The sequence below is a fragment of the Georgenia sp. TF02-10 genome, assembly GCF_022759505.1.
Lineage (GTDB): Bacteria > Actinomycetota > Actinomycetes > Actinomycetales > Actinomycetaceae > TF02-10.
Genome location: NZ_CP094289.1, coordinates 933,497 through 946,723 on the forward strand (window position 1 = coordinate 933,497; position 13,227 = coordinate 946,723).

Consider the following 13,227-nt stretch of genomic DNA (forward strand, 5'->3'; position numbering starts at 1 on the left):
CCCCAGGTACGCCGGGATCACCAGCACGGACGAGACGGACAACGACGCGGTGACCGTCAGGCACAAGTGATAAACCCGACGAGTCCTTACCGGACTACCAACTGGAAACTCGGCAGTGGGCCGAGAAGGGCCGATGATGCCGATACGCGTATCGAAAATGCGCTAATGCGAATCATCCGATCAGGCGCGGGAGTGTCGGCTACGTTCGCGGTAGCGGGTGGGCGTGAGCCCGACGGCCTGGCGGAACAGACGGGCGGCGTGGCCGCGGCTGTGCCATCCAACCTCGGCCATGGCCTGTTCGATGGGCAGGTCGGTCTCGCGCAGCACCCGGGCCAGGTGCTCGGCCCGTAGCGTGGTCAGGTACGTCATCGGGGTCTTACCGTAGGCATCGACGAACACGCGCCCGAGCTGGGATGGGGAGAGGTGCACGGCGCCGGCAAGTTCTCGCAACGTCCATCGGCGCGCATGGTCAGCGCGCAGCAGGTCGGCAGCGGCCTGGGCCTCGGCCCGTAGGGGCGCGAACCTGCGGTGGCGTGGGAGGCTGGGTCGCATCGATTGGCGTTGTGTTGGCGATCGCCGCGTCGCGGTTGTTCTCACGTGGTCGAGATCGAGCGTATCGAGGGCCGCCATCTCGACTCACCGGAGCTGCGACTCGTCCTGACGGCCAGCGCTTCCGGTTCCCCTGACGCGGGACACGTATGGGATGCCGGGATGCCTCACGGGCGGGCGCCGAGGCTGGCCTCAGCAGCAGGCTTTCACGGCGCGAATGGTGACTTCCAACACCCACTGAGTGCGTCCCGTGGTGCTGGAGGCCCGCCAGCTCGCGTCGCCAGAAGTTGAGGCGCGGAAGGTCACGATTTCCGTGGCAAGTGACAATGCCCTGACGATGATGTTTGAAGAGCGCATGCGACCGTGGTCCCTTACGACTTGACCAGTCGAGCGATGGCGTCGGAGGCTTCCTTGATCTTCTCCTCGGCCTGTGGCCCGCCAGCCTTGGCGGCGTCCACGACGCAGTGCTTGAGATGGTCGTCGAGCAAGCCGAGGGCGACGTTCTCCAGGGCGGAAGTCAGGGCGCTGATCTGGGTGAGAATGTCGATGCAGTAGGTGTCCTCATCGATCATTCGGTGGATGCCGCGTGCCTGGCCCTCGATGCGCTTGAGACGAGCCAGGTAGCGGTCCTTGTCATTGATGTAGCCGTGGCTGGCTTCGGCCGTTGGCGTGGTGATGGTTTCCATCGTATTTCTCCTGTTTGTATGGTGTCCGCTCCGGGAGGGGACAGTGCTTATCTGGTTGCCGCGCGGTCAAGGGTCTTGGCCGTGCTGGCCTCAGGCGTCAGGTCGAGCCGGCGCAGCAACTGGGCGTTGAGCGCGACCACCACGGTCGAGGCGGACATCAGGATCGCGCCAACGCTCATCGGCAGAACGAATCCGATCGGTGCGAGGACGCCGGCTGCCATCGGGACGGAGATGAGGTTGTAGCCGGCAGCCCACCAGAGGTTCTGCTTCATCTTCCGGTACGAGGCCCGAGAGAGGTCGATGACCGAGAGCACCGAACGCGGGTCCGAGCTGGCCAGGATGACTCCGGCGGAGCCGATGGCCACGTCGGTGCCGGCGCCGATGGCGATGCCGACATCGGCCTGGGCCAGGGCCGGAGCGTCGTTGACTCCATCGCCGACCATGGCCACCTTGCGGCCCTCGTGCTGGAGTTCGGCGACCTTGGCGGCCTTGTCCTCGGGCCGGACCCCGGCGAAGACTCGGTCGATGCCGAGTTCGTTCGCGACGGTGTCGGCCACCGCCTGGGCGTCGCCGGTGATCATGACGACCTGCGCGCCGGCGGCGTGGAGCGCGTCGACGGCGTCACGGGACTCCGACCGGATCTCATCGGCCAACCGCAGGGCACCGATCACCTGACCGTCGGAGAGGATGTGGAGGATGATCGCACCCTCGGTGCGCCACTGATCGGCGACGGGGAGTTCGTCGAGGCCATGCTCGTCGAGGAGGTAGGGGCCGCCGACCTCGACCACCGTGCCGCCCACTGTCGCCTTCACTCCAACTGCCGGCGAGGAGGAGAAGTCGGTCGCCTTGGACACGTCCAGCTCACGGGCGCGCGCCGCCCCGACCACGGCCCTGGCGAGCGGGTGCTCGCTGTCGGTCTCGGCCGCTGCGGCCAGAGCCAGCACCTCGTCTTCGGTGTGTCCCTCGATCGGTTCGATCCCGGTGACGGTGGGCTCGCCCTTGGTCAAGGTGCCGGTCTTGTCGAACAGGACGGTGTCCACTGTTCGCATCGACTCCAGCGCGAGGCGGTCCTTGACCAGCACTCCGCCGCGGGCGGCGCGTTCGGTGGCGATCGAGACCACCAGCGGGATCGCCAGTCCCAGCGCGTGCGGGCAGGCGATCACCAGCACGGTGATCGTGCGCACCACCGCCGCATCCGGCATCCCCAGAACACTCCAGATCACGGCGGTGATCGCGGCTGCGCCGAGTGCGAACCAGAACAACCAGGCCGCCGCCGTGTCGGCGATGCGCTGGGCGCGCGAGGACGATGCTTGCGCGTCGGCCACCAGTTTCTGGATACCTGCCAGGGCGGTGTCCTCGCCGATGGCGGTGACCTCGACCCGCAAGCCTGAATCAGTGGCCACCGTGCCGGCGACCACCTGCTCACCGGTCTCGCGTCGGACGGACTTGGATTCGCCGGTGACCATGGATTCGTCCATGCTGGCCGAGCCGTCGGTGATCCTGCCGTCGGCGGGCACAGAGGCGCCGGGGCGCACGATGACGATGTCACCGACCGCGAGGTCGGCCGGAGCGACTTTGACCACGTCGTCGCCGTCGACCTTTTCGGCCTCGTCGGGTAGCAGGGCCGCCAAGGAATCGAGCGCGGAGGTGGTCTGTGCCAGGGAGCGCATCTCGATCCAGTGGCCCAGCAGCATGATGACCACCAGCAGCGCCAGTTCCCACCAGAAGTTCAGCTGATGATCCAGCAAGCCCAGGCTGGCGCCCCAGGAGGCGATGAACGCCACGGTGATCGCCAGGCCGATGAGCAGCATCATGCCGGGCTGACGGGCCCGGATCTCAGCGACCGCGCCGGTCAGGAACGGCCGGCCGCCCCAGAGATACATCACGGTGCCCAGGACCGGGGAGACCCACCACACCCATCCGGCGTCGGGGAGCTGGTAGCCCAGGAGGTCGGCGAACATCTCGTTGAACCCCACCACCGGGATGGCCAGGACGAGCATGATCCAGAACAGTCGCCTGAACTGCCCGACGTGGTCGCCGTGGCCGGCGTGTCCGCCGTGGTCTTCGTGCCCGGCGTGGTGCTGGCCGGCTTGACCGTGATGATCCTGGTGGTCGACGTGCTTCTCGCGGTGTGCAGGCTCATGGTCCCTGCCGGCGTGGTCGGAGTGCTCGTGGTGGTGGTCGGTGTGGCCCTCGCTGACGGCGTGCTCGGCGCTGTGATCGGTATGGCCCGGGTGCGTCCCGGGATGGCCTGCGTGTTCCTCGTGTGCCGCTGACGATGTCTGCGTGCGGTGGTGGTCGGGGCGCATCGTGATGCTCCTATCTGTTACCCGGTACGGGTATGTGGCGAGTGAGGGGGAACCCCGGCTCGTCTTCGGTTGTGCACCGCACGAGCCGGGTTCCTCGCTCGCGGGGTGTTAGGCGGCGTCCACGTACCGGTCGGGGTCGGCGTCGAAGAGCGGCCCGCAGGAACCGCAGCACAGCCAGTACCGCTCACCCTTGTAGTCGCGGAAGAGGCCGGCGGCTTCGGCCTCGGCCTTCACGACGGGGGTGCCGACCATGACCGGGCACTCGGCCATGTCTGCGGCAGGGATCTGCGCGTCGGAGTCGGTGCTGGGCGCGTGGCCGCAGCAGCTTCCTCCCGCGGAGTCCGAGGTGTCAGTGAGGTTGAGGTTCTCATGTGCAGTCATCAGGTGTGTCCTTTCTCGTTGGGTGATGACAGATGGATGGGTCAGGCGGCCACCGGCTCGCGGGCCGGCGCCGGGCCAGCAGGGGCCGGGTCGCTGACATCGTCGGCGCGGGCCTTGAAGGTCCGCAGCCTCAGGCTGTTCGACACGACGAACACCGAAGAGAGGGCCATCGCTGCCCCCGCGAGCATCGGGTTGAGCAGCCCGAAGGCGGCCAGTGGGATCGCGGCGGTGTTGTAGGCGAAGGCCCAGAACAGGTTCGCCTTGATCGTCCGTAGCGTGCGCCGGGCCAGCCGGATCGCATCCGCGGCGGCGCGCAGGTCGCCACGGACCAGGGTGATGTCGGCGGCCTCGATCGCCACATCGGTGCCGGTGCCCATCGCCAGACCGAGGTCGGCCTGGGCGAGGGCGGGGGCGTCGTTGACGCCGTCGCCGACCATGGCCACGACCTTGCCCTCGTCCTGGAGCTTTGAGACGACATCGACCTTGTCCTTGGGCATGACTTCGGCAATGACCTGATCGATGCCCACCTCTGCGGCGACCTGCTCAGCCACGGCCTGGTTATCGCCGGTCAGCAGCACCGGGGTCAGCCCGAGCTCCTTGAACTGTGCGATCGCTTGGGCGCTGGTGGGCTTGATCTGGTCGGAGACGACCAGCACACCGCGTGCGGTACCGTCCCAGGCGATGGCGATCGCGGTCTTGCCTTCGGCCTCCGCGGCCTGCTTCGCGACCCGGAGGTCGTCGCCCAGGTGGATCGACCAGTCCGCCAGCAGCGACTCCCGGCCGGCCAGCACTGCGTGGCCGTCGATAACGCCTTGGACACCCTTGCCCTCGATGTTCTCGAAGGACTCCGGTGCCGGTAGGTCACCGACTTCGGTGGTCGCTCCGGTGGCGATGGCCTGGGCGATGGGGTGCTCGGAGTAGTCCTCCAGGCCGCCGGCCAGCCTGAGCAGCTTGTCACGGTCAATCCCGTCCGCGGCGATCACGTCGGTCAGGGTCATCTTCCCGGTGGTGACGGTGCCGGTCTTGTCGAGGACGATCGTGTCGACCTTGCGGGTGGATTCGAGGGTTTCGGGGCCCTTGATGAGCACGCCCATCTGCGCGCCGCGCCCGGTGCCGACCAGCAGTGCGGTCGGCGTGGCCAGGCCGAGAGCGCAGGGGCAGGCGATGATCAGCACGGCGACGGCGGCGGTGAAGCCGGCCGACAGTGGGAATCCTGCGCCGATCCAAGCTCCGAGGGTCGCGACGGCGATGGCGATCGCGATCGGTACGAACACCCCGGAGACACGGTCGGCCAGTCGCTGGATCTCAGCCTTGCCGGACTGGGCGTCCTCGACCATCTTCGCCATCTGCGCCAGCTGGGTATCCGAGCCCACTCGGGTCGCCTTCACCACGAGTCGGCCGCCTGCGTTGACGGTCGCACCTGTGACGGGGTCGCCTTCTGAGACTTCGACCGGCACGGATTCGCCGGTGAGCATGGAGGCGTCGATCGCAGAGTTGCCAGAGGTGATGGTCCCGTCGGTGGCGATCTTCTCACCAGGTCGCACGACGAACTCGTCGCCGACGGCCAGCTCGTCGATGGAGACGCGCTGTTCGGTGCCGTCGCGCAGGACCGAGACTTCCTTTGCCCCCAGTTCCAGCAGGGCGCGCAGAGCGGCCCCGGCGCGACGCTTGGATCGCTTTTCGAAGTAGCGGCCCATCAGGATGAACGTGATCACCCCGGCGGCGACTTCGAGGTAGATGTTCCCGAGCCCGTCGGAGCGGGAGATGGTCAGCTCGAAGGAGTGGGTGACGCCGGGCTGGCCGGCGGTGCCGAAGAACAGGGCCACGATCGACCAGATCAGCGCCGCGGTCGTGCCCACCGAGATGAGCGTGTCCATCGTGGCCGCACCGTGCTTGAGGTTCGTCCATGCGGCCTTGTGGAACGGCCAGCCCGCCCAGACCACCACGGGGGCGGCCAGGACGAGGGAGGCAAAGCCCCAGTAGTCGAACTGCAAGGCTGGGATCATCGCCATCGCGATCACTGGCACCGCCAGGACCGCGGCGCCGATGAGGCGCTGGCGCAGAGAACGCAGCTCTCTGTCCTCGGCCGAGTCGCCCTCATCCTCTGAACTGTCACCGGTGCCCTTGGTACGTGCCGGAAGCGCGGCGGTGTAGCCGGTTTTCTCGACCTCTGCGATCAAGGTCTGCGGGTCCAGGTCGTCGGGGCCGGTGACGCTGGCCTTCTCGGTGGCGTAGTTCACGCTCGCGGTGACACCGTCGAGCTTGTTGAGCTTCTTCTCGATCCGGTTCGCGCAGGAGGCGCATGTCATGCCACCGATCTGCAATTCGATGCCGGCGACCCCGGTGCTGGTTTTCTCAGTGGTCATGGCCTTCTCCTTCCTGCTGCTCGCCACCCGTGCCCGGCTCCTGACCGGGAGCCCCACCGTCGGAGTGCCCGCCGTCGCTCTCGTCCTTGCCGGTGGTCGTATCAATCACCAGCGGGGCGGTGTGGACCTTGCCGTCAACTTGGAAGTCCAGGTAGAGCAGGTAGCGGCCCTCGGTGGGTGCGGTGGCCTCGAACACGATCTCCGGACCAGACGTCTGGCCGGCCTGCGGCTCGTCCCCGTGGGGGTGGACGTGCAGATAGGCGAGGTCCCCGTCCCGCAGCGCGACGAGGTGTCCGAAGGCGCCCAGGTAGGGTTCCAGCTCGGTGACTGGTTCGCCGGCACGGGTGATGGTCATGGTCAGCTGCGTGGCCTCGCCTGCCGTGAGATCGCCCTGCACGCTGACGTCGAAGCCGTCGACGACGGTCGTGGTGACCGGTTCGGTGGCCGGTGCGGGCTCGTAGGCACCGCCCACCTGCACCGAGGTCGACAAGGTCAGACCTTGACTGGCGTCCGCGGGAACGAAGTCTGCGAAGATCCGGTAGGTCCCGGCCGCCTCCCACTGCCAGGGGATCGTCCAGGTGCCGTCGTCGTTCATCTCGGGATGGACATGGCGAAAGTGTTGGCCGTCGGCGCGAACGGCGATCAGGTGCAGTTCCTTTTCGTGCTCCAGCTCGAAGTCGGTCACCGGGCTCCCATTCGGGCCGGTGATGGTCAGGGACAGGCTTCCTTCGGTACTGGTGTCGGTGGGGGCGGTCACGGCGGTCAGCTGGTGACCGTCCTGCGCGATGCCCAGGCCGAGGGGGGCCGTTTCGCCTGTGTGGCCGCCCTCGTGCCCGGCGGTGTCCATGGTGTCTCCTTCGTCGTGGTGGGTGTTCTGTGCGGTGTCTTCTGCCCAGCTCGATAGCGAACCGCGCGGCCAACCAGCGGGCCGACGCCCAGCGCAACCGGGCGAAGATCCTGGCCGCGACCGTGACTGCGATCCGCAAGAACCCCGACGCCTCGGTCGCCGACATCGCCGCCGAGGCCGGAGTGGGGAGGATGACCCTGTACGGGCACTTCCAGACCCGCGCCGAACTGATCGAGGCCGCGCTCGTGGAAAGCCTCGAACGCGCCGAGGACGTGCTCAGTGAGGTGCCACTGGACGGCGATGCGCGTGCGGCGTTCCAGCGGCTGGTTTCCTCCAGCTGGATGTTTGTCGACCAGTCCCGCGCCTTGCTGGCCACGGCCCAGAAGGAGCTGTCCGCGGCACGGATTCGCGAGCTGCACGAGAAGGCCGAGGCTCGCATGCGCGACCTGCTGCTACGCGGCCAGCGCGAGGGCGCCTTCCGCATAGACCTCCCCGTGACCTGGCTGCTCACCACCACCCACGTCGTGCTCAACGGCGCCGCTGAGGAGGTGCGCACTGGGCGCCTCGACCCCGACGACGCACCCTGGTTCATCGACGCAATCCTGCTACCAGCCTTCACCCAGGCCGCAACCGAGACAGAGGACGCCTGATGACCTCGACAGTCGGAATCATCGGCGCCGGAGCAGCCGGAACCGCCGCCACGAAAGCCCTGCACGCTTCGGGCGTCGACGTCGAAGTCGAGCTGTTCACACGAACCGGCGAACAGCCTTCCAACCGGACCCTAGTCAACAAGGGCGTGGCCATCGGCCTGCTCGAACCCCACCAAGCAGCGCTTCCCGATGTTGGGGTAGTGCCTACCGCGGACACCGTACGCGCCATCGACCCGCGAACCCGAGAGGTTCGTCTCGACTCCGGCGAGCGACGAGCCTTCGACGCGCTCGTCATCGCCAGCGGAAGTCGGCCTCGCATCCTTGATGAGGAGATCATCGGCCGCGACGAGGCCGTGCGTTCTGGTCGCATGACCACTCTGCATTCGATGGCCGACGGCGTCCGTGTACGTGACCGCCTCGCCCACGCCTCGCCGGCGCGGGTGCTGATCCTTGGTGGCGGCCTGGTCGCTTCGGAGACCGCGTCACTGCTCACCGATGCGGGCCACGACACCGCCCTGATCGCCCGCTCGCTCGTACCTGGCGCGAGCGCGATCGGCGAACCCGCCGCCCGGTGGCTGCTCGACCTGCATCAGCCCCAGCACGCCGCGTACCTCGGACGCAGTCCACGCATGATCCGCACTCACTCCGATCGCGTCGCCGTCGTCCTCGATGACGGCACTCGCGTAGAAGGCGATCTCGCGATCGTCGCTCACGGCACCGCACCTACCGCGCCGGCTCCCTGGACCGGCCCCGAGGGCATACCTGTCGACAGTCATCTACGGTCCCTGCATGCCCCGGACCAGCGCATTTACGCCACCGGAGGCGTGGCGGTGCACCACTATCCCGGGCACAGCGCTTACCGGATCGACCACTGGGACGATTCCACCGCACAGGGAGTGCACGCCGCGCAGGCGCTGCTGCACGATCTCGGCATGGCCGCTGACCCTGGCACATACCTGCCGGTCTCCACCTTCTCCGTGCGCATCCACGGGCACACCCTCATTGGTGCCGGCCACCCCGCGCTCGGCACAAGCACACGTATCGTCTCGACCGATCCGCTGCTGGTCGTCCATCAACTTGGCGGAGTTCCCGTCGCACTTACCGGGATCGACGCGACCCGCCTCGTTCACGAGTATCTTCCCGAGCTGCACGCACAGGTGGCGGCACGGCGGTGACCAAAAATTGGCAACGATTGTGAACACTGGATCCGAGTTCCTGATCCAGGGTTCTCCCCCCCCCCGCGATGATCGCTCAACAACCGTGTTCACGCACGTCCTGTTGCGGCAACGCCTGAGGCACATGGACGGATCCGTGTCGAGCCCTCAGGAAGTGTTGCTCTGCCGACTGAGTTGCCGATACCTGGCCGGGGTGAGGCCGACTCGCTGCCGGAATAGGCGGGCGGCATGGCCCCTGCTGCGCCAACCGACCGCGCCCATGGCCACCTCGACTGGTAGGTCCGTCTCGCGCAGCAGGCGGGCGAGGTGCTCGGCGCGCAGCGTCGTCAGGTAAGACATGGGGGTGGCGCCGTAGGCGTCGACAAAGATCCGGCCGAGCTGCGAGGGCGAGAGGTGCACCGCCTCGGCCAATTCGCCGAGGGTCCATCGTCGTGCTGGCTGCATGCTCATGAGGTTGGCGGCGGTGCGTGCTTCGGCCCGCAGTGGTGCGCAGCGCCGTAGCGCTGAAGGGCTGGGTGGTGCCGATCTTCGCTGAGTAGGCGATTGGCGAACTGTCGTGGTGCTGACGAAGGGTGAGACCACGTCCAGGATGGCGAACAGCAGCGCTTGCATGCGGTAGAACCGCTCGGGGGGTGGTCCGTCAAGGCTGAGCTGGCCGAGTTCGTCCAGCCAAGGCATCAGGTATCCCACGCGGTCCTCACCCAGCCGAAGGAGTTGCGCCGGCTCGGCGTAGCGGGCGGCGATGAAGTCTTTGGCTTCGAGTCGATCGGTCAGGATGGCGGCGTACTGCCAGAACACCTGATCGATCACGTAATCGCGATCCAGATACAGGGTCGTGACGGTCAGCCATTCCTCGGGTTCGGCGCCGCACAGGGTGTTGGCCGCGAGCAACACCACATCCCCGACCTTGATCGAGCGTTCGCCGAACTCGCTGAACAGCAGTGCCGATCCTGCGCGGACGAAGATGAGCTTCACGCAATCGAAGGCCACGGGGTCGCGCGGCCGGTGCAGGCACTCGGTCCGCGCCGCAATCGGTGAGAGGCGCCGTTCAAGGCGCGAAGTTGAGGAGCCACCCCCTTCCCCCACTGCGATTCGGTCCGTCCATTCTGGCGTCCCGCTACCGACATTCCTTGAGGTCCAGCGCGATAGTGCTCCCGGCTCGGATCGTCACGCTCCGACGGCCCAGACGGACGACTGCTCCTGGGTGGATGGTGCACGGGTCCGCGGTGATGGTCAGGGAGTCGTGACCAAGCGTGATCCGCAGGCTCTGCCCACGGTGCACGACTCCGAAGCGCACCGAGCCTAGGGCCCGCGGGAGGTGGGGGTCGAAGACGACGGTGTCGCCGTCGGTGCGCAGTCCGGCGAAGGCACGGGTGACGATGTCGACGGTGGCGGCCATGGCGCCAAGGTGGATGCCCTCTCCGGTGGTGCCGCCCTGGGTGTCGTCGAGGTCGGCGACGAGCGCCTCCCGGAACGTCGCCCAAGACCGAAGCGGGTCCATCCGGGCCAGCACCGAGGCGTGCACGACCCGGCTGAGGGTGGAGCCATGGGCGGTGCGAGCGAGGTAATAGTCCACCGTTCGGGCGAGCAGGTTCTGGTCGGCTGGGTAACCGAGTCGCCCCAGCGTGGCCAGCAGCTCCGAGGGGCCCAGCAGGTAGAGCAGCATGAGCACGTCGGCTTGTTTGGCGAGCCGGTACCGGTTGGTGGTGTCGCCCTCGGCTTCGAGGATCAGGTCCAGGCGGCCGATGTTGCCGTACCGGTCGCGGTAGGCGCCCCAGTCCAGCTCGGCGAGGTGCTCGTAACCGGCGAACTGGGAGATCACACCGTCGTGGAAGGGCACCGCCAGGCGCCGGGACAGCCGCTCCCAGCGGGCGAGTTCGTCGGCGCGGATGCCCAGCCGTGCACGCAACTCGTCGCAGTCCTGGCCGTGGGTGACCCGAAGGGTGTCGAGCGCGCGGGTGCAGAGCCAGGCGGTGAGCACGTTGGTGTAGGCGTTGTCGACCAGGCCTTGCCCGGGGGCGTCGGGGTAGCTGTCGTGGTATTCATCGGGTCCCATCACGCCGGCGATGTGGAACCGGTCCTCGGTGCCGTCGTAGGTGGCCAGGGAGGTGAAGAACCTGGCTACCTCGATGATGAGGTCTGCTCCGCGGTGGGCGAGCCAGGCGGTGTCCCCGGTGGTTTGGTAGTACTGCCAGGCGTTGTAGGCCACGGCCAGCCCGACGTGGCGCTGGTGGCGGGAGTTGTCCGGCATCCACCGCCCGGAACGGGTGTTGAACAGCATGACCGGGGTTTCCTCCCGTCCGTCGCTGCCGCTCTGCCAGGGGAACATGGCTCCACGGTGGCCGGCGGCGGTGGCGGCGCGGCGGGCGGCGTCGAGTCGCCGGTGCCGGTAGTCCAGCAGTGTCCGGGAAACCCACGGCTGGTGGGCGGTGAGTACGGGCAGGACGAACAACTCGTCCCAGAACACGTGCCCGCGGTAGCCCTCCCCGTGCAGGCCCCGCGCGGGCACCCCGGCGTCGACGCCGGCAGTGTGTCCTGAGAGCGACTGGAGCAGGTGGAAGACGTGCAGGTTCAGCACCAGCTGGGTCTGGGTGTCGGCGTCCAGGGTGACGCCGAAGCGGTCCCACAGCCGCGCCCAGGCGTTTTCGTGGGCGGGCAGCAGGTCGGTGAACCCGCCGCGCGCCCAGCCCAGTTCACCGGCTGCGGCCAGCGCGGGGGCGGCGATCGCCCGGTCTTTGGAGGTGAACATCGTGACCGTCTTGTCGACCGTCACCGGCACGCGGTCCCGGAGCGAGAACTGGAAGAGCTGGGCGTGCCGGTCTCCGACGAGTTCGGGCACGGGAGGTGCAGCGGCCGCGCCGGTGATGGTGGTGCGCGCTGCGGTGGCGATCCGGATCCGGCTCTGCGTGGTCTCCACTTCCACCAGCAGGGAGCCGTCGCCGAGCGTGTCGGCGCCCAGGACGCGCAGGTGACGGTTGGCCAGCGCCCGATACTCGGCCACGTTGGCGTTGACCACCCCGGCGTCGATGCCGGACCGGACGCTGACCGGGCCGCTCCAGCCCTGTGCCACCAGCGTGGTCTCCAGGGCGGCCAGGTGGGGGCGGGCCATGGACACCAGACGCCGCTGCGTCAGGTGCAGCCGCCGTCCGGCGGGGTCGGTGAGCACCGCGGTGCGGGTGAGCACCCCGCGGCGCAGGTCCAGCTCGCGGCGCTCGTCCATGACCGTCAGACCACCCTCGGACCACCACGGCCCGTCGCCGACGCGGAGGTCCAGGACCAGCCAGTTGGGGGCGTTGACGAGGTGCTCGTCCTCGACCTGCCGCCCGTGCACGGTGGTGACCAGCCGGTTGTACACCCCGGCCAGATACGTGCCCGGGTAGTGGACCCCGTCCGCGGCCCGCTCCGGCGCCGTCCCGCGGGTGCCGAGGTACCCGTTGCCCAGCGCGGTCAGCGCCTCCCGGTGGGTCCCGTGGGCCGGGTCGAACCCGGCATAGACCAGGGTCCAGGGGTCGGCGCGCAGCGCCCCGAGGTCCAGTTCGGAGACGTCGGTGACGACGATGCTGGCCCCGGCGGCCTCCAGGGCGGCACGATCACCGGCCCGGTCCACCCCGACCACCAGGTCGAACCCCCCGGCCCGGGCGCCACGGACCCCGGCGACGGCGTCCTCGACCACCGCCGCGCGGGCCGGGTCGACGCCGAGCCGTTCGGCCGCCCGCAGGAACATGGCGGGGTCGGGCTTGCCCGGCAGACCGAGTTCCTCGGCCTGCCGGCCGTCCACGACCACGTCGAAGAGCCCGTTCAGTCCGGTCGCGGCCAGCACCTGTTCGGCGTTGCGGCTGGCGGTCACCAGGCCCACCGGCACCCCACCGGCCCGCAGACGCTGCAGCAGGTCCACCGTGCCGGGGAACACCCGCACGCCCTGCTCGGCGAGCAGGTCGAGGTAGATCCGGTTCTTCCGTGCTGCGAGCCCGCGTACCGACCAGTCGTCGGCCGCCCCGCCATCAGCGCCCGGTTTGATCTCGATGCCGCGGGCGGCCAGAAAGGCGGCCACGCCGTCCTCGCGGGAGCGCCCGTCGACGTAGCGCCGGTAGTCCTCGGTGACGTCGAAGGGAGCGTACGGGCCGCCGTCCAGCCGGGGGTCGGCCAGCGCCTCGTCGAAGAGGCGCTTCCAGGCGGCAGCGTGCACGGTGGCGGTGTTGGTGACGACGCCGTCCAGGTCGAAAATCACCGCCTCCTGCGGGGGCGTGGCGCCTGCTGGTGCGGG

General features: G+C 68.5%; 10 protein-coding genes and 1 pseudogene. 3 read left to right on the plus strand and 8 right to left on the minus strand.

Features of this window, described 5'->3' with window-relative positions; all coding sequences use genetic code 11:
- Positions 1-180: 180 nt before the first annotated feature.
- The 3 genes and pseudogenes from MF406_RS04225 to MF406_RS04235 form a co-directional block, all read right to left on the minus strand.
- Positions 181-627: pseudogene (locus MF406_RS04225) on the minus strand (helix-turn-helix domain-containing protein); the annotation flags it as partial.
- Between the two features lie 293 nt (positions 628-920).
- A complete protein-coding gene (locus MF406_RS04230) occupies positions 921-1,235 on the minus strand; it encodes a metal-sensitive transcriptional regulator (protein WP_022916728.1) in 315 nt (104 codons plus the stop codon).
- Positions 1,236-1,282: 47 nt separating this feature from the next.
- Positions 1,283-3,235 carry a heavy metal translocating P-type ATPase gene (locus tag MF406_RS04235; protein WP_371744594.1) on the minus strand — a complete coding sequence of 651 codons (1,953 nt, stop codon included), beginning with the start codon at positions 3,233-3,235 and terminating at the stop codon, positions 1,283-1,285.
- A gap of 30 nt (positions 3,236-3,265) precedes the next feature.
- On the opposite strand from MF406_RS04235, the gene MF406_RS04240 reads away from it, so the two are divergent.
- Positions 3,266-3,511, plus strand: a complete 246-nt coding sequence (locus MF406_RS04240; protein WP_242897941.1) for a hypothetical protein — start codon at positions 3,266-3,268, stop codon at positions 3,509-3,511.
- Positions 3,512-3,652: 141 nt separating this feature from the next.
- Here MF406_RS04240 and MF406_RS04245 read toward each other — a convergent pair whose 3' ends face one another.
- The 3 genes from MF406_RS04245 to MF406_RS04255 are packed head-to-tail and all read right to left on the minus strand — an operon-like array spanning position 3,653 to position 7,138.
- Positions 3,653-3,925 carry a hypothetical protein gene (locus MF406_RS04245; RefSeq protein WP_242896762.1) on the minus strand — a complete coding sequence of 91 codons (273 nt, stop codon included), beginning with the start codon at positions 3,923-3,925 and terminating at the stop codon, positions 3,653-3,655.
- A gap of 41 nt (positions 3,926-3,966) precedes the next feature.
- On the minus strand, positions 3,967-6,291 hold the full coding sequence (locus tag MF406_RS04250) for a cation-translocating P-type ATPase (RefSeq protein ID WP_242896763.1): 2,325 nt from the start codon (positions 6,289-6,291) through the stop codon (positions 3,967-3,969).
- Positions 6,281-7,138 (minus strand): heavy-metal-associated domain-containing protein, encoded by an 858-nt coding sequence (locus MF406_RS04255; protein WP_242896764.1) that lies wholly within the window; start codon positions 7,136-7,138, stop codon positions 6,281-6,283. The genes MF406_RS04250 and MF406_RS04255 overlap by 11 nt, the downstream gene beginning before the upstream one ends.
- 29 nt (positions 7,139-7,167) lie before the next feature.
- Between MF406_RS04255 and MF406_RS04260 the strand changes: the two genes are divergently transcribed.
- Both MF406_RS04260 and MF406_RS04265 read left to right on the plus strand, forming a co-directional pair.
- Positions 7,168-7,788 carry a TetR/AcrR family transcriptional regulator gene (locus MF406_RS04260; RefSeq protein ID WP_242896765.1) on the plus strand — a complete coding sequence of 207 codons (621 nt, stop codon included), beginning with the start codon at positions 7,168-7,170 and terminating at the stop codon, positions 7,786-7,788.
- Positions 7,788-8,963: an FAD-dependent oxidoreductase gene (locus MF406_RS04265; protein WP_242896766.1), complete on the plus strand. Its 1,176-nt coding sequence runs from the start codon at positions 7,788-7,790 to the stop codon at positions 8,961-8,963. Before MF406_RS04260 ends, MF406_RS04265 begins: the two co-directional genes overlap by 1 nt.
- A gap of 147 nt (positions 8,964-9,110) precedes the next feature.
- On the opposite strand, the gene MF406_RS04270 is transcribed toward MF406_RS04265, so the two are convergent.
- Positions 9,111-9,995 carry a helix-turn-helix transcriptional regulator gene (locus MF406_RS04270; RefSeq protein WP_371744649.1) on the minus strand — a complete coding sequence of 295 codons (885 nt, stop codon included), beginning with the start codon at positions 9,993-9,995 and terminating at the stop codon, positions 9,111-9,113.
- 85 nt (positions 9,996-10,080) lie between these two features.
- Positions 10,081-13,191 (minus strand): beta-phosphoglucomutase family hydrolase, encoded by a 3,111-nt coding sequence (locus tag MF406_RS04275; RefSeq protein ID WP_242896768.1) that lies wholly within the window; start codon positions 13,189-13,191, stop codon positions 10,081-10,083.
- Positions 13,192-13,227: the final 36 nt, after the last annotated feature.